This window comes from Stenotrophomonas nematodicola, from assembly GCF_009467805.1.
In the GTDB taxonomy this organism is placed as follows: domain Bacteria; phylum Pseudomonadota; class Gammaproteobacteria; order Xanthomonadales; family Xanthomonadaceae; genus Stenotrophomonas; species Stenotrophomonas nematodicola.
Genome location: NZ_WIAY01000001.1, coordinates 739479 through 755036, shown reverse-complemented (window position 1 = coordinate 755036; position 15558 = coordinate 739479). Strand labels below are relative to the sequence as shown.

Sequence of the window (15558 nt, the reverse complement as noted above, 5' to 3'; positions counted from 1 at the left end):
ACAGGGGGATCGATGAGCAGCACTGATGCAAACGCCCAGCTCGACCGGGCCATGAACGGCAAGTTTGCCTCTGTGGCGCTCAAGGTCGCCATCTTCGCGCTGCCCTTCGTGCTGACGGTCGCCGGCAGCGTGGTGAGCTGGATGCTCAACGACATCCGCAGCATTCAGGCAGAGCAGGGCAAGGGGCTCCAGCAGGTAACCAGCGACGTGCAGGTGGTCAACGCGAAGCTGGATAACGGGGTGATCTGGCGGATTGCCGAGCTGGAACGTCGTCTCAACACCGTGGAACAGGCGCAGAAAACACCATGAATCGCATCCTCTCGTTCTTCAGCCGCTGGCAGGAATTCATCGTATGGCTGCCGGCGCTGGTCTTCCTGGCGCTGCTCGGCTGGATTCTGCTGGGCGCGCTGGACCGCACCGTCGGTGCGGACGTATTGGCGCAGCTGCTGCAGTTGCCGATCTCCGCCGCGTACCTCGCGACCGCATGCGCGGCTGCTTGGCTGTTCAAACGCACCTATCTGTTCGACCTCAACGAAAAGGACGAGCAGCGTCTTCACGATGCAGCCTGCCGCGGCGATGCGTCGGCGTGGCGGGTGCTGTTGCTGGATCGTGCTGAGTGGCTCTGCCTGGTCGGGCTGTTCGTCGCCTTCTTCTGGATCGCCCGATGAGTCGTCGCCGCCTTCTTCTCGCCCTGCTGGTCGTCGCGCTCACGGCGTGCGGTCAGGTCCCGGTGGCCGCACCCATCCCGGCCTCGGTCCCGGTCGCCGCGCCGGCGGCAGCCTTCGCCGAGGTGCGTGCAGAGGTGACTGACGCCGCTGCCCCCGCGGTTGCATCAGCCCACGAGTCCACCTCGGCGGCAGTGATGCCAGTGGTCGTGGCGCTTCAGGAGGTGGTACAGGAGGTGATGCCACCGGCGGCCAGCACTGCCCAGGCGTCGGTCATCTCCCCGGCTGCTGTTGCGCTGATCATCCGCTGGGAGGTGGGCAGCCAAGCGCTGTACACGCGGCGCTATGAGTCGCCCATCTGGCCGGGTGGCGCGTCAGGTGTGACGTGGGGCGTCGGCTATGACGGTGGCCACCAGACGCGGCAGCAGATCGGGGTGGACTGGTCCGCCCTGGGAGCGGCGTCCCGCCTGCAAGCGACCGCTGGCATTACCGGGCTTGCCGCGCAACCGGTGGTGCGTGATCTCCGCGACGTGCGCGTTCCGTTCGGGCTGGCAAGTGATGTGTTCGGCGTGGCCTCGCTCCCTCGGTATCACTCCGGTGCGCGACGAGCGTTCGGTGCCGACGGGTTCGATGCGCTGCCCGCTGATGCCCGCGGTGCGCTGGTCTCCCTGGTCTACAACCGCGGTGCGTCGATGACCGGGCCGGCACGTGCGGAAATGCGCGCAATCCGCGATGTGTGCCTGCCCGGCACGGACGTGCATTGCATCGCGCGCCAGATTCGTCAGATGTGCCGACTGTGGCGCGGCACCAATCTGGAGGCAGGGCTTTGTGGTCGTCGTGAGGATGAAGCCGGCTTGACGGAGCGTGCGCGATGAAGCTGCCCTCGGTGGTCGCAGTGAAGCCGCTCTGGTGGGTCATCGGGGTTCTTGCCCTGGCCGTGGTCGCGCTGTCCGTCTCCCTTGTCGTTGTGCGCGCCAATGCCCGCGCTTCGGTCGCCACCTATGCGGGCGCTGGCGCTGCCTGTGCTGCCCAGAGGGAGGGCGCCACCACGCGCGTGGCGGAGCTGGTGTCAGCCAATGCCGGCTACGGCCGCGCTGTGGCCGTGCTGCAGGCCGAGCTAACGTTGGCGCAGAAGCAGGCGGCCACGCTCAAGCAGCAGAGCGACAGCGCGGTAGCTGCGGCCGAGGCCCGTGAAGCGGACGCCAATCGGACGCTGAAGCAGTTCATGGATCGCTATGCCGGCCAAGCGCGTGAGACGCGCTGTGCGCTGGCCCTGACCGAAGTGGAGGCATCATGCCCAGCATTCTCCGGCTACTGAGCATCGTGGCGCTCGCTGCTCTGCCTGCTGCCTGTGGACTGACAAAGCCCAGCGCAAGCCCGGTGCAGTGCGCCGTGGCCCCTGAACCTGTCGTGGTGGAGCGACGCGTATACGTGACGATCCCCGCCGCGCTCACCCGCACCGAGGCTGTGCCGGAAGGTCCGATCGCGCAGTGCTTCGATGTTGCCGCGCAACGCCGGGCGGTCATAGAGCGTCTCAATGGACGGGCCGAGCAGGTACGCGCTATCCAAGGCGCTGAGGTCAAGCCGTGAGTAGCATCAAGATTTCCGTTGATGCGGACAACATGCTGGGCCGCCAGTTTGACCAGCTGGAGCGGCAGAACCTGCCGTTCGCGATTGTGCAGGCGTGCAACGCGACGGCTTTCGAGGTTCGCAAGCAGTGGCAGGATGCCTCCGGACGCGTGTTCGACCGACCCACTCGGATGACGCAGAACGCTGCGCAGTACCGAAAGGCGACGAAAGACCGCCTCTATGCAGACGTGTACTTGCGCGACGAGGCATCCGGCGGCAATCCCCCAGCGAAGTACCTGCTGCCTCAAGTGGAGGGTGGTACGCGTCGTAAGAAGGGCTTCGAGGTGCTGCTGCAGCAGAAGGGTGCAATGCCGGCAGGCATGTTCGCCGTGGCCGGCGACGGTGCCGACCTGGACCAGAACGGCAATGTTCGCCCGCGCCAGGTAAGCCAGATCCTTTCCCAACTGGGTGCCCGACAGGACAAGTACCAGAATCAGACAGAGAAGAGCACCGCTCGGCGTCGCAACAAGCGCCGCCGGGGTGGCGAGTATTTCGCGATGCAAACCCCTCGAGGAAAGCTCCGGCCGGGTATCTATGAGCGCATAACCACCGCCTTCGGATCAGCGGTGCGCAGCATCTTCATCTTCACCCGTGGGGCCGCCTACCAGCCCCGCTTCAACATCTTTGGCCTTGCCCAGCGGACTTGGAACAGATTGATGCCGTTCCACTTCAACCGCGAGCTGGCCAAGGCCATTGAGACTTCCAAGTACCGGGGGCGTGGATGAGTCAGAAAGCATTTCTTGCTGCATTCGACGCCGCTGTGGTTGGCTCCTTCAAAGGGGCGGGGCTGGCCGATGCCGCGCTGTACTTCGCGCCGGCGGCCCCACAGGGCGCTGGAGTGGCGTGCGATGTGATGATTGACCGGGGCGTTCAAGGCTGGGGCGACGACCCGATGCCTGTCGCAGCTGACAGCATCACCGTTCGCTTCCAGCGCGCCCAGGTGGTGCCGGAGATGGGCGGCATCCTGGATGTGGACGGTGACCGCTACCGGGTGGGTGAACTGCTCAACGATGACGGATCGATGATCCGCAGGGCGGTGAGCCGTGTCTGAGCACATCACAAGCCCGCGCCGCCAGCTGCTGGAAGGGTTTGGCGCCAACCTGCGGGCGATCCAGAAGGACGGAGGTTGGCGTACCGATATCGGCCTGGCCGTCAGCCTGGAGCCGTCGCAGCTGGATCCATCGCTCGTGGAAGAAGGCCTGGCGATCTACATCCAGCGGCAGGAGCGCGCGGGCAGTGGTGCCGTTGAGCGCACTCACCGCCTGACTACCGTTGGGCTGATCGTCAAGCGCCGTGCGCGTGCCGCGGCAGAAGAGCGGCTCGACGACGTCCTCGATGACATCGAGACGGCCTTGACCGATCGCCAGTCCGCGTGGCCGCGAGGCTACAGCGCGCCGGTGTTCCAAAGCATGGAGCCACTGCGCGCCCCCCCTGGCGAGGACTGGGTGGGCGCACTCCTGATCTACACCAGCAACATCCCCATTCGTTGACGCCGCCCAGCGGCACTACCTGGAGAAACACCCCATGAAAGACCATAGCTACCTGGGCAGCGGCAAGCTCTTCATTCGCGAGTACGGTGCTGCGGCGCCCTTCGTGGAAGTGGGCAACGTGTCCGCGCTGACCTTCAGTCCCCAGACCAACACGATTACCCTGGCCGACCACACCCAGCCCGGCGGCGGCGAGCGCAACCGGGTGGATCGGCTTACCGGCGTGGAGGTGGCCTATACGTTTCACGACTTCGCGCCGTCGAACTTCGCCACGGCGCTGCGTGGCACGGTCCAGAATGTTGTCAGTGGCAACGTGGTGGATGAGCCGGCCGTCGCCTACAAGGCGGGCTTCCTTCCGCTGAAGCGGATTGCCATCAGCATCACCTCGGTGAAGGCCGGTACCGAGGCGCTGCAGGAAGGTGTGGACTACATCTTCCAGGACGGCGGCTTGTACATCCCCGCCGACAGCGGGGCGCCGGATGTCGAGGGCGGTGTGCCGAACATCAGTGTGAGCTATGCCAGCCCGGCTACTGCGGTGGTGCAGGCTCTGGTCAACTCGTCCAAGCAGTACGAGCTGCTGTTCCACGGTTTGAACGAAGCGCAGAGCGGTAAGCCGGTGCGCGTGCGTGCCCATAAGGTCAGCGGTGGCGTGATGGCGCAGCTGGGCCTTATCGGTGACGAGTACGGCGCCGGCGAGGTCACGGGCGCGCTGCTCTCCGACACGAGTAAGGGGGCCGGCCTGTCCAAGTACTTCAGCGTAGAGCAGGAGGTGGTGGCGTGACCCAAGTCGCTACCGACGCTCTGGAGGTGCTGGCCCCGGCCGGCGCCGACGTCCGCTTCCGGGGCGACGTCCTGACCATCCTGCCGGTGTCGGTTGGAGTCATTCCGCAGCTGGTACGCCTCCTGCGTCCGGTACTGGCGAGCCTGGACACCAACCCCGCCGACGCAGCGGGCATCGAGATTACCTCCGATCTGGTGATGGAGCTGGTGGTTGACCACGCGCCGGCGCTGTTTGAAGCCACGGCGCTGTGTGCGGGCAAGCCGCGTGGCTACATAGAGGGCGCCGACCCGGCCGACTTCATTGCCCTGGCGCTGAAGGTGGTTGAGGTCAACCGGGATTTTTTTATTCAGCGGATCGCTCCGCTCCTGGGAGGCCTGCTGGCGGCGGTGCGTGGGGCTGGGCGGACACCGTTCAGCTCCTGATCGAGCACGGCCACAGCTTCAGCGAGATCCGGCAGTACACCCTCGCCCAGGTTGCTGCGTTTACTGAGGCGGCGGAGCGAGCCAGGCGCCGGGGCTTGGCCGACGAGCTGATGAACCTGCGCGTAGCGCAGCACGACAACTCCGAGTTCCAGGCGTACATGAAGACACTGGTGGACTGATATGGCAGGCAACGACCCCAACTTGCGCGTTCGCATCTCGGCGGACATTAACGACATCAAGCAGGGTCTGGCGTTGGTGCGTCAGGAGGTGTCCAAGTTCCGCAACGAGGCCGCGAAAGCTGTTGACCTGAGCGGGGTAACCGAAGGCTTCACGAACCTTCGGAACTTGATTGGAGGGTTGTTCGCTGGCGTCACGGTGGGGAGCGTCTTCACCTCCATCATTACCGAGACCCGCGAGGCCGCCGACGAGCTGGCCCAGCTTCAGGCGGTGCTGAAGTCCACCGGGCAGCAGGCTGGCTATAGTCAGCAGCAGCTGCTGGACATGGCCAGCAGCATGGCGTCGACCACGACGCTTGCGGCCGGCGACATCGTGCGCGCGCAGACGCGCCTGCTGTCGTACACGGGAATTGTCGGTGAAGTCTTCCCGCGTGCGCTGCAGACGGCCATCGATCAGTCGGTGCGGCTGGGCGAGAGCGTAGAACAGTCCGCAGAGACTGTCGGCAAGGCGCTGGACAAGCCGTCTCAAGGCGTCACTGCGCTGACCAAGCAGGGGTTCAAGTTCACCGAGCAGCAACGGGAGCAGATGAAAGTCCTTGAGGCCAGCGGACGCATTGGCGCAGCGCAAGCCATCGTGCTGGACGCGATGTCTGAAAGCTACGCGGGTGCTGCCGCGTCTGCTCGGGATACCTTCGGGGGCGCGATCACGGCAATTGGGAATGCGCTTCGCGACCTTCTCGATGGATCCAGCGGGGCTGGCCTGGCTTCCGCAACTTCAGGGTTGAACGAGCTGGTGCGGTCCCTGTCCGGACCGGAAGTGAAGCTGGCGTTCGCAGACCTCTCCCGTTCGGTACTGGAGCTGGTGGGCGCATTCGCGCAATTCATCGCCCAGGATGGCGCGAGGGCAATGCGTGTTCTGATCGAAGTGGCGGCCTTGCTTGCCCGAAACATTGATGTGCTTGTGGTGGCAGTTGGCACGGCCTTAGCGGCACGAGCCGTGCCTCTGGCCATCGCGGGAGTGCAGGCTCTCATTGTATGGCTGACGAGCCTTCGCGCAGGCATGGTGGCTGCGACAGCATCCGCCGCTGGCCTGCGCGCCGCCTTCGCAACGATGGGCGGTCCCATCACGCTAGCGATTACAGCTCTCTCTACTGCGCTCTACTACCTTTACCAGCGTACCGAACAGGCGACAGCTGCAGCGGAGGCGCACGCGGAAGCGCTACGTCTCAACGCAGAGATGGCCAAGGTCAGCAAGGGTGAAGCTCTGGCCGAGGCGCGGGCGAAGCGCACTCAGGCACAAGAGACCTTGAAGGCGGCCCAAGCGATTGTTGCGGAGCGCATGGCTCGCCTGCAAGACACCATGTCGCCCTACGCTCGCGGCGGCGACCGAGGCGATGGCGCTGGGTTGGCTGCGGCCACCAACTACCAACGTGCGCAGGCGCAGGCGGATCAGGCTAAGCAGCAGCTCGAGGACTGGGGTAAGCAGATTGAGAAGCTGGCGGGGGAGATTGCCGACGAGACGGTGGCCGCCCAGGCAGAATCGACAGCGGGCGCTGTCGGTGGCGCTGCCAAGGCGATGGCGCGTTCCAACGAGCTGCTGCTCGATACGGCGCGTCGTGCCCTGGCTGAGCTGGACAAGCTGTACGCCGAGAACGCCATCTCCATCGAAAGCTACTTCAGCAAGCGAACAGCGCTCCAGCTCAAGACCATCGACCTACAGCTGGACCAGGCCCGTGCAGAGCAGGCCGCGACCAAGGACTCAGAAGGGCGTCGGCGGCTGGAGGAGCAGATCGTCAAGTTGCAGCGGGATCGTGGGGAGCTGGGCGTCGCGGCGGCCACGGAGCAGGCCAAGGCAGAAAAGACGCTGGCAGCCTCGCTGGCTCAGGTCACTGCGCGGCTTCAGGAGTTGGACGGGAACACCGGCGCCAGCCAGCGCGCCCAGCTGGAGGCGCAGTACGCTGAACTGTTTGCACGGCTGCGCGCGGAGGGGGACGCCACTGGCCAGGCGTTGGTGACGAGCCTGATCGATCGCCTGGTCGCAAAGGCAAAGAGTGAAGAGCTACGCGGGGCGCTGGAGCGGATCACATCAACCCTGAAATCCACCGAGAGTAGCGTTGGTGCGCAGGTGAGTGCCGGCATGCTGGGCTACGGCGAGGGCGAGAGGCTGCTTGCCGCTGCACGCGCCAAAGCGCTGGCCGATATGCGGGAGCTTCGTGCCACCGCGGTTGAGGCGATGTCTGCGTACACAAAGGGATCTCCCCAGCAGGTAGCCGCGTTGGATGGTTTGCGGGAGCTCGACGAACAGATTGCCCAGGTGGTTCAGTCTCAGAACGTGTGGAGGCAGAAGGTGCAGGACACGACCGCCGGCGCCTTCGGGGACTTCCTGGCGGATCTATCCACTGGTGCGAAAGGTTTCAAGGACGCGTTCAACGACATGGTGAAGAGCTTCGTCAGCGGCGTGGCCCGCATGCTTGCTCAGGAGGCCGCCTTACGAGTGGTCCAATCCCTCTTCAGTACGTCCGGCGGGGGCATCTTCGGGGGTGGAGGCGGCGCCGCCGCCGGCGCCGGTGTAAGCGTTAGCAAGTTCCACACGGGTGGCAAGGTCGGCAACGGCGGTGGGACCCGTGTGCACCTGCCGGTCGGCCCTCTGGTCTTCGGCAACGCGCCGCGCTTCCACACTGGCGGGGGCTTCGGTCTGCGATCGGATGAGCGCACTGCGATCCTGCAGACCGGCGAGCGCGTGCTGAACCGCCGGCAGACGGCTGCGTATGACTCCGGCCGAACCGGCGCAGGGCGCGTGCGCGTGGAGATCGTGAACAACGGTCCGCCTGCCAAGGTGGACGATGCCAGCATGGGCAAGGGAGCCGATGGCGACCAAATGCTGCGCTTGGTCATCAGCGCCGTTGCCGACGACGTGGCCAATGGTGGGGCGGTCGGCCAAGCCGGTGTCGCTCGGTACGGCTGGAGGGAAAGCACTTGAGCGCACTACCCGCAGGCACCCTGATGCAGATGGAGGGGTTGGCAGAGAGTATTTCCGCCTCGGTTGAGCGTACGCCAATGGAACGTGGAGTCGCGAAGCAGCGACTGCTGAACACTCAGGTTCTGTGCAAGTTCAACGCTACCCTTTACTTCGCCAACTCCGACGCGGCCGATTCATTTATCGACTGGTATCTGGACGATATCCGCTGCATCGGATGGTTCGAGGTGCGCAACCCGCGAAACGGGAAGCTTCTGACCGTGAGGTTCGAGGAAGGAAAGGTTGGCGACCTCAGTCCGGTGGATGACAGCGCCTACGACAGCCGCCGCGCGGTGGTCATGGAGTACATTCGATGAGCACCTTCACGGAACGTAAGCAGCGCGTCACCGACACCAGTGGAACGCTCCTGTTCCTGACCGTCGCAGCGCCGTCGTTGCCTGGTCCGCTTCGGATCGTCAACGATACGCAGGACTGGGTCAGCCAGGGCGTCGTCTACTTGGGCGTGCCTTTCAGTTTCAAGTTGCCCGACGACACACGCGGCCAGTCGCCGCGCGCGCAGCTCGTGCTGGACAACGTCGGCCGGGGTATCTCCGAGGACCTGGAGTCGCTCGGCCCAAACGAGCTGATGATGGCGCGGCTGATGGTCAGCGATCGTGCCCAGCCCAACGTGTACGAGAGGGACTTCTACTTGCCGGTCACCCAGGTGGTCGTCAGTGGCGCCACCGCTACGGCGCAGTGCGGCGTTGACTACCTGATGCGGCAGCAAGCCGTGCGTCTGCGCGCCAACCCGTTCACCTTGCCGGGGATCTTCTGATGCGGTTGGCGGAGATTGAGGCGTTGGTGGGGGTGCCGTATTCCGAGGATGCCTGCGACTGCGCCGATTTTGTGGTGCTGGTCCAGCAGCAGCTGTTCGGCCGAGCGGTGCAGCTGCCCAGCGGCCGCCCGCGTGGCGCGGCCGGGCAGGCGGTGATTGGCGAGCTGTCCAGACCGTACGGCACCGCGGTGCCGGCGCCGAGCGATGGCGACCTGGTGCTGATGACCGACCACGGCATGAGGCGTCCTGGCCATGCCGGCGTCTACTTCCATCTGGCCCACGAAGGCTGGGTGCTGCACTCCAACGAGAAAAACGGTTGCAGCGTGCTGCACCGCGTTCGTGACTTGCCGGATTTCGGCTTGAGGATTGAGGGGTATTACCGATGGGTCTGATGAACGCCACCACGCCACTGATCGTCACCCCGCATCCGGTGACGCTGGAGGGGCAGCGCACCGTGGCCGCCGAGCTGCTGGTGGGCGAGCGCCTGGGCGCTTTCCTTGCCCGCACCGTGCCGGACTACGACGGCGACCTGTGGGAGGTGCGAATCAACGGCGTTCTGGTGCCGCACGAGGTGATGGATCGCGTGCGACCGAAGGGCGGAGCCGTGATCGAAGTGCGCGGTGTGGTGAAGAAGGCCGCGCTGATGATCGTCGCGCTGGTCGCGCTGACCATCTTCACGGCTGGCGTGGGTACAGCGATTCTGGCGGCTGGGTACGGCGCCGCTGTTGCGGGTTTGGCACAGGCGGCGGTTTACGCCGTTGGCTCTTTGCTGATCAACAAGGTGCTGGGGCCGAAGCGCCCGAAGCCCAGCGTAAGCGACGCCAGCGCGGTCTACACGCTTGGTGCTGCTCGGAATCAGCCGCGCCCCTACGAGCCGTTGCCGCTGCTACTCGGTGGACCCTTGCGCATCGCGCCTGACGTGGCCAGCAACCCGTACACGTGGTACGAGGCGGACGACCAGTACATGGCGTTCGTTCTGACGCCGGGGATCAACGTGGGCAGGGTGGAGGCGCTGCACAACGGCGACGCGCTGTTGTCCTCCTACGAGGGGGCGACGGTCTGGCACAACGGCTTCTCCGGCATGCCCAGCGAGGACATCCCGCTGTACAGCAATGCCGACACCATCACCGGTGGTGCACTGGAGGCGGAGAAGGGTGTTCCCAGCGCGTGGGTGCAGCGGACGAGCAGCACGAACACCATCCGCCTGAAGGTGGACGTGGACTTCATGTTGTTCGACGTCACCAGCAAGGGAAAGCCCAAGGACAACCAGGAGACCATCGAGGTTCAGTACAGGGTTGTGGGCGCTACCAACTGGATGGCGTTTGGCTCCTACGCCATCACCAGCCGCTCGCAGAAGCAGCAGCGCCGCAGCTACTCGCTGGACGTGCACGAGGGCCAGTATGACGTGCGGGTGCGCATTGCCGGCCGCAACACCGATGGCAGCGGCGCCACCAGCGACTTCACCTGGTCCACGCTGACCAGCATCCAGAGGGACACCGCCAACTACGCGGGGATCTCGCGCATCGGCATCCGCATCAAGGCGACCGGTCAACTAAACGGCCAGCCGGATGAGATCCGCTGCGTGGCGCACTGCGTGCCGGTACCGGTGTGGACGGCCGGCGGCTGGGTCACCCAGGAAACCAACAACTGCGGCGCGCTGATCCTGGCCTACGCCCGTGGATTCCGCGATGAGGACGGCAAGCTGATCGGGGGCATCGGACTGGACGATGTTCAGATCGACATCGAGGCGCTCAAGGCGTTCATGCTGTTCTGTCAGGACAACGCCTATGGCTACGCCCACTACCTCAAAGACGTGCGCAACCACGACGACGCGCTGAACGCCGTGGCACTCGCTGGCTTCGGCCAGATCAGCTGGGCGGGTGGCCGGCTGTCGGTCGTATGGGCCGGTGCCGAGCAGCCGCTGTCTGGCGTGGTCAACATGGCCACGATCAAGAAAGGCCAGTTCCAGGTGGGCTACACCCTGGCCAACGCCGCCGATGGGATCGAGTACAGCTACTACGATGCCACCGACTGGACCACGAAAACACTGCGCGTCGCCGCGCCGGGCGTGACCACCATGCTCAACCCCGCGACGGTGCAGGGCGAGGGCATCACCAACGAGGCGCACGCCGCACGCATGGCGCGCTACCACCTGGCGCAGTCGCTGTTCCAGTACAAGGACATCAGCTACAGCACCGACATCGAGCACCTGAGCTACCGCCGTCTGTCGGTGCTTGCGCTGCAGCACGACCTGACGCAATGGGGCTGTGGTGGCCGGCTGGTTGCGGCGAGCGTGGAAGGTGGAGTGGTCACCCTGCAGCTTGACGAGCCGGTTCCCGCCCCGACCGGGAGCAACGCATGGATCGGCCTGCGCATCCCGGGCGAGCGGGTGTACCGGGTGTTCGCTGTCCAGCCGTTCACCGGCACCAGCGACACGCTGCGCCTGACCGGGGTCTGGCCGGCGGATGCCCCGTTGCCCGGTGCCGCTGCGGGAAATCCTGCCCACGACACCATCTGGATCTACGATTTCAAGCAGACCCCGGGCTATCGGGTGCGCGTAACCGCGATCGAGCCGGAGAGCGATCTCAAGGGCGCCAAGGTCTCTGTGGTGCCGGAGCCGCCGGAGTTCTGGACCTACGTGCTCACGGGCGAGTACACCCCGCCGGCCAACACGAACCCGATCATCAGCCGGCCCATCGCCAGCGGCCTGGCCGTGACCGAGCAGCAGGTGGTGCAGGGCGACACCGTGTTCACCGAGCTGACCGTCACCTTTGGCATCAGCGGCCCGGTGGGCAACGTGGTCATCCTGGCGGCCGGGAGCGATGGGGTGCTGTCCGAAGTGGCCCAGACGGCCACTCGGACCGCCACGTGGCGCATCAGCCGCGCTGACCAGTACACGGTGTTGGTGCGGCCCTTCAGTCCGGACGGGCAGGTGGGTGTTTCGGCTTCGGTGACCTACATCACCGCCGGCGCCGACGTGCCGCCGCAGCTGGTCGACTTCTTCGACGTTGACGAGATGTCGGGGGGTGTCCGCATGTACACCTGGGGGTTCTTGTCCGAGTCCATCCAGTCGCCCGACTTCGCCGGCGTGGAGGTGCGCTACCTGCCGGGTACGGTGGCGCAGCCGGACTGGACGGCCATGACGCCCATCGGCGAGGGCGGCTACCACACGGTGCCGTTCGAGGCGGTCGTACCGGCGTCGGGCGCCTGGACCTTCGCTTGCCGCTCGCGCAACACCGCCGGCGAGCTGTCGACCGGCATGCGTGTGGTTTCCAGGCAGCTGGGGCGGAACCTCGGCGAGCAGATGCAGGAGACCTGGGAAGAGGCCGAACGGGCGAACCAGCGCATCGGCCAGGAGATCATCGATCGCTTGGCCGGGGACGTGGCGGCCATCAACAAGGCTGTGAGCGACGCACGCCAGTACACCGACACCCAGGTGGCCGCGCTGAACGGCATCCTCGAGGACATCGTCGGGGCTGACGAATGGACAGCCGCCGGCACCTATCCGAAGGGCGACTTCGTGCGTCACGCCGGCACCTTGTACCAGGCGCTGGTGGACAACACCGGCGTTGAGCCGGGCACGGATCCGGCCACGTGGCGGGCGATCGGTGACTACACCTCGGTGGGGGACGCATTGGCGGCGTCCATCAGCATGTCCACGCAGAACGCCTCCGACATCTCGGCGCAGGCGGGACGCATCGATGCGGTCGTGGCCAAGTTGCCCGGGGATGGTGGCGCCGCGGCCAGCGCGGCGCAGGTGGCCAGCGAGATTCGGGCGCTGGCGGAAGTGGACGAGGCGCTGGCGCAGCGTCTGGATACCACCAGCGCGGCACTGGACGGCAAGGCCAGCAACGCACGGGTGAACAACGTTGAGCTGGCCAGCGTGGGGCGCGACAACGCTCTGGGCCAGAGTCTCCTCGACACCAATGCGGCGTTGGCGGGGAAGGCGTCTGCGGATGCGCTGCAGCTGCTCAGCAGCGAGGTTCAGCAGCTCGAGGGCGCGGTCAGCGCGAACAGCACCGCTATCACGCAGGTGAAAGCGTCCACCGCTGCCAATCCCAACATGATCGCCAACCCGACGTGGCGCAGCGGCTTCGCATCGTGGACCACTCCGGCGAGTGGTGGGGCGTACTCTGACGCCAGCTTCGGACCGTTCGCGGCGATCCTCGCCACCGCCAGCAACGACACCTCCTACCAGTTCATCACGGGCCCCATTACGCCCGGGCGCCACACGCTGTCCGGGGAGATCTTCCGTAACGGGCTGCAGGGCAATGCCCGGTTGGTGCTTAGCGCGTACAACAGCGACGGGCTGATCGGTTCGGTTACGGCGATGTCGGACCCGACCAAGCTGGGTGTCTGGACCAGGTACAGCTGCACGATCGACGTGCCTGCCGGCACCACCCGTCTGCTGGTGGGCATCATCTGCGAGGTCACCGACGCCGTATCGTCGTTCCGACGGCTGAAGCTGGAATTGGGTGCAGTTCCGACGGTGTGGAGCGACGAGGTAACCGTCGGCGGCACCGCGTCGGCCACGCAGGCCTTGGAGGTTCGCGCCACGACTCTGGAAAACGGCCAGAGCCAGCTGCAGGCATCGTACACCTGGGCGCTCAACGTCAACGGCCAAGCCATCGGCATGACCTCGGTGAACAACGGCACCATCGGCCGCATCGACTTCGTGGCCGACGTCTTCGGGATCGTGGACCCGAACAATACCGGCAGCAGCACGTACGAAGGCGGGCGGTGGCTCACCCGGTCGGGTGGCTACATGCTGGCGCACGGCAAGCCATTCGGCACCTCTGGTGATCTTCTGTTCTGGATCGGCGTGGGCTCGAACGTGGCGGCCTGCAGCAAGGCAAACGGGCTGTTCTGGGTAGACAACAAGGGCAACGGCTACTTCGGCGGCTCCCTCTCGGCCGGCATCCGGCGCAACGCCTACCGCTCGACGGCCGTCTCTACGACCGCGTCGGTGGAGTCGCCGCCGTTTGGCACCGGTGGCGGGCCCAAGACCGTGGTCTTCAGCCTGGCGTACTACAACTCCGGCTACCTGGATTCGGGTACGCCAGGCGTGGTCGCCAACAGCGTGATCATGACGCTGCAGCGCAGCTACAACGGCGGCGAATGGCAGACCCTCACGTCGATGCCGGTTGGCGGACAGACGTCTGTCCACTACGACGACCTGTGGGGGCGCTACAGCTACGAGGCGTCCCTCGGCGGCAGCGTCACGTTCACCGATGGCTTGCCGGGGACCGGGACGTTCGCCTATCGGGTGCTGCTCAGCGGCGCTGCAGGCCTGTGGCCGATCACCTTGGCCGAGGCCAACGGCAGCAACTTCCACATCGGCTCCCAGGAGCTGTCCTTGATCAGTACGGAGGCTTGACGTGGCAGTAATCAGCGAGAATGAGCAGTTCGGCACGAAGGTGGAGGCGATCGCGCCTCGAATCGGGATCGACTGGAACCCGTACACGAACGATGGACCGGTGACTTTCCATTTCGAGAAGCTCACCACGCAGTCCGACGGCACGCCCCTGGAGCGCACCTTCCTCGGTGTGCTGCCGGCAAAGATCAGCGAGCTGCTGGCGAGGGACTACACCGTCAAGCACCCGGTCACCGGCGAGGAAACCGTGGAGCCCGGGTGGAAGCTCATGGCCATGATCAAGGCGGCGACCGACGCGGTGTTCGAGGCGAGCGCGCCGCCGGCGCTCCCGCCGCCCCTGTAGCCGCTCAGGCCACGGCCGCGAGCAGATCCTCGCGGTTGTTGCGGGGCGTGTTCACCGCGCGGCTCACGCGATAGGCCTCCATCGCCGGCAGCTGGCTGGCCAGAAGCATCGCCATCGCCGAATCGGCGTCGGCCGCGATCCACTCTTCGGCCTGGCCGGGGTCCAGCCACACCGGCATGCGGTCGTGGATGTCCGCCGACACGCCGCTGCTGTCGCCGGTGATCACGGTGAAGGTGCCGAGGTTGTCCGGGTCCAGGAGGGGGCTGGTGTCTTCCCAGAGGCCGGCGGCCCAGAGCGGGGTGGCCGCGTGGATGAACCACGGATCCTTCTTCCCGTCGTCTTCGTTGACCGACCACTCGTAGTAGCCGGCCATCGGTATAAGGCACCGCCGCTTCTTGAACGCCGCGCGGAACGCCGGCTTCTCCGCGACGGTCTCGATCCGGGCATTGATCGTGGAGCCCTGGAGCTTCTTGGCCTTAGCCCAGAAGGGCAGGAGCCCCCACGACAGCCTGGTGAGCTGCAGGCCGGTGCCGCGGTCAAGGATCACTGATGCGCGCTGGGTTGGGGCCAGGTTGTAGCTGGCCGGCATGGACAGCAGGTCGCCGACGAGCTGGGGGAACAGCCTCGCGTCAGCGTCGCGGATGGGGATCTGGACGAATCGGCCACACATGGCCCGGACGATACTCCCTGCCGGCTCGGATTACCTTCGCGCGGCCTACACCCTGACCGGCTGGGCCGGCCGTGCCCGACGCGCCGAAGGGCGGTTCCCCAATGGCCGTCCGGACTGTGGCGGCGGATTCTATCCCTGCCGGACCCGGGGCCATTGGCCGCTCAACCCGGGGCGCCTGAGCAGCGCCACGTCGGCACTAGTCGCAATCCTTGCGACGCCT

Annotated in this window: 17 protein-coding genes; 16 read left to right on the top strand and 1 reads right to left on the bottom strand. The window is 65.9% G+C overall.

The features are described 5' to 3' along the window. Window positions 1-12 precede the first annotated feature (12 nt). From GDJ08_RS03375 to GDJ08_RS03300, 16 genes are all read left to right on the top strand, one after another. Window positions 13-309, top strand: coding sequence for a hypothetical protein (locus tag GDJ08_RS03375; protein WP_153164292.1), 297 nt, complete (start codon window positions 13-15; stop codon window positions 307-309). Continuing rightward, window positions 306-668 carry a hypothetical protein gene (locus GDJ08_RS03370; protein WP_153164291.1) on the top strand — a complete coding sequence of 121 codons (363 nt, stop codon included), beginning with the start codon at window positions 306-308 and terminating at the stop codon, window positions 666-668. Before GDJ08_RS03375 ends, GDJ08_RS03370 begins: the two co-directional genes overlap by 4 nt. Further along, window positions 665-1540 carry a lysozyme family protein gene (locus tag GDJ08_RS03365; protein ID WP_153164290.1) on the top strand — a complete coding sequence of 292 codons (876 nt, stop codon included), beginning with the start codon at window positions 665-667 and terminating at the stop codon, window positions 1538-1540. Before GDJ08_RS03370 ends, GDJ08_RS03365 begins: the two co-directional genes overlap by 4 nt. Then, window positions 1537-1983 carry a hypothetical protein gene (locus GDJ08_RS03360; protein WP_153164289.1) on the top strand — a complete coding sequence of 149 codons (447 nt, stop codon included), beginning with the start codon at window positions 1537-1539 and terminating at the stop codon, window positions 1981-1983. Before GDJ08_RS03365 ends, GDJ08_RS03360 begins: the two co-directional genes overlap by 4 nt. Beyond that, window positions 1959-2255 (top strand): hypothetical protein, encoded by a 297-nt coding sequence (locus tag GDJ08_RS03355; protein ID WP_153164288.1) that lies wholly within the window; start codon window positions 1959-1961, stop codon window positions 2253-2255. The genes GDJ08_RS03360 and GDJ08_RS03355 overlap by 25 nt, the downstream gene beginning before the upstream one ends. Then, window positions 2252-3019, top strand: a complete 768-nt coding sequence (locus tag GDJ08_RS03350; RefSeq protein WP_153164287.1) for a hypothetical protein — start codon at window positions 2252-2254, stop codon at window positions 3017-3019. Before GDJ08_RS03355 ends, GDJ08_RS03350 begins: the two co-directional genes overlap by 4 nt. Further along, window positions 3016-3345: a head-tail joining protein gene (locus tag GDJ08_RS03345; RefSeq protein ID WP_153164286.1), complete on the top strand. Its 330-nt coding sequence runs from the start codon at window positions 3016-3018 to the stop codon at window positions 3343-3345. The genes GDJ08_RS03350 and GDJ08_RS03345 overlap by 4 nt, the downstream gene beginning before the upstream one ends. Continuing rightward, a complete protein-coding gene (locus GDJ08_RS03340; RefSeq protein ID WP_153164285.1) occupies window positions 3338-3784 on the top strand; it encodes a hypothetical protein in 447 nt (148 codons plus the stop codon). The genes GDJ08_RS03345 and GDJ08_RS03340 overlap by 8 nt, the downstream gene beginning before the upstream one ends. A 34-nt stretch (window positions 3785-3818) precedes the next feature. Continuing rightward, complete coding sequence (locus GDJ08_RS03335) at window positions 3819-4562, top strand: phage tail tube protein (protein ID WP_153164284.1); 744 nt, start codon at window positions 3819-3821, stop codon at window positions 4560-4562. Then, window positions 4559-4984 (top strand): hypothetical protein, encoded by a 426-nt coding sequence (locus GDJ08_RS03330; protein WP_153164283.1) that lies wholly within the window; start codon window positions 4559-4561, stop codon window positions 4982-4984. Before GDJ08_RS03335 ends, GDJ08_RS03330 begins: the two co-directional genes overlap by 4 nt. Window positions 4985-5164: 180 nt before the next feature. Beyond that, complete coding sequence (locus GDJ08_RS03325; RefSeq protein ID WP_153164282.1) at window positions 5165-8140, top strand: phage tail length tape measure family protein; 2976 nt, start codon at window positions 5165-5167, stop codon at window positions 8138-8140. Next, window positions 8137-8493, top strand: a complete 357-nt coding sequence (locus tag GDJ08_RS03320; protein ID WP_153164281.1) for a hypothetical protein — start codon at window positions 8137-8139, stop codon at window positions 8491-8493. Before GDJ08_RS03325 ends, GDJ08_RS03320 begins: the two co-directional genes overlap by 4 nt. After that, complete coding sequence (locus tag GDJ08_RS03315; RefSeq protein ID WP_153164280.1) at window positions 8490-8951, top strand: DUF1833 family protein; 462 nt, start codon at window positions 8490-8492, stop codon at window positions 8949-8951. The genes GDJ08_RS03320 and GDJ08_RS03315 overlap by 4 nt, the downstream gene beginning before the upstream one ends. Further along, window positions 8951-9343 (top strand): C40 family peptidase, encoded by a 393-nt coding sequence (locus tag GDJ08_RS03310; protein ID WP_153164279.1) that lies wholly within the window; start codon window positions 8951-8953, stop codon window positions 9341-9343. The genes GDJ08_RS03315 and GDJ08_RS03310 overlap by 1 nt, the downstream gene beginning before the upstream one ends. Beyond that, window positions 9334-14328, top strand: a complete 4995-nt coding sequence (locus GDJ08_RS03305; protein ID WP_165699753.1) for a host specificity factor TipJ family phage tail protein — start codon at window positions 9334-9336, stop codon at window positions 14326-14328. Before GDJ08_RS03310 ends, GDJ08_RS03305 begins: the two co-directional genes overlap by 10 nt. Window position 14329: 1 nt before the next feature. Continuing rightward, window positions 14330-14668, top strand: coding sequence for a hypothetical protein (locus GDJ08_RS03300; RefSeq protein WP_153164278.1), 339 nt, complete (start codon window positions 14330-14332; stop codon window positions 14666-14668). A gap of 4 nt (window positions 14669-14672) precedes the next feature. Here the strand turns inward: GDJ08_RS03300 and GDJ08_RS03295 are convergent, their stop codons facing one another. After that, complete coding sequence (locus GDJ08_RS03295; RefSeq protein WP_153164277.1) at window positions 14673-15338, bottom strand: SOS response-associated peptidase; 666 nt, start codon at window positions 15336-15338, stop codon at window positions 14673-14675. Between the last annotated feature and the right edge of the window lie 220 nt (window positions 15339-15558).

Coding starts and splice junctions, on each gene's coding strand:
- GDJ08_RS03335 (WP_153164284.1), top strand. CDS start 3,819: ATGAAAGACCATAGCTACCTGGGCAGCGGCAAGCTCTTCATTCGCGAG.
- GDJ08_RS03310 (WP_153164279.1), top strand. CDS start 8,951: ATGCGGTTGGCGGAGATTGAGGCGTTGGTGGGGGTGCCGTATTCCGAG.
- GDJ08_RS03345 (WP_153164286.1), top strand. CDS start 3,016: ATGAGTCAGAAAGCATTTCTTGCTGCATTCGACGCCGCTGTGGTTGGC.
- GDJ08_RS03315 (WP_153164280.1), top strand. CDS start 8,490: ATGAGCACCTTCACGGAACGTAAGCAGCGCGTCACCGACACCAGTGGA.
- GDJ08_RS03365 (WP_153164290.1), top strand. CDS start 665: ATGAGTCGTCGCCGCCTTCTTCTCGCCCTGCTGGTCGTCGCGCTCACG.
- GDJ08_RS03305 (WP_165699753.1), top strand. CDS start 9,334: ATGGGTCTGATGAACGCCACCACGCCACTGATCGTCACCCCGCATCCG.
- GDJ08_RS03325 (WP_153164282.1), top strand. CDS start 5,165: ATGGCAGGCAACGACCCCAACTTGCGCGTTCGCATCTCGGCGGACATT.
- GDJ08_RS03355 (WP_153164288.1), top strand. CDS start 1,959: ATGCCCAGCATTCTCCGGCTACTGAGCATCGTGGCGCTCGCTGCTCTG.
- GDJ08_RS03375 (WP_153164292.1), top strand. CDS start 13: ATGAGCAGCACTGATGCAAACGCCCAGCTCGACCGGGCCATGAACGGC.
- GDJ08_RS03295 (WP_153164277.1), bottom strand. CDS start 15,338: ATGTGTGGCCGATTCGTCCAGATCCCCATCCGCGACGCTGACGCGAGG.
- GDJ08_RS03360 (WP_153164289.1), top strand. CDS start 1,537: ATGAAGCTGCCCTCGGTGGTCGCAGTGAAGCCGCTCTGGTGGGTCATC.
- GDJ08_RS03370 (WP_153164291.1), top strand. CDS start 306: ATGAATCGCATCCTCTCGTTCTTCAGCCGCTGGCAGGAATTCATCGTA.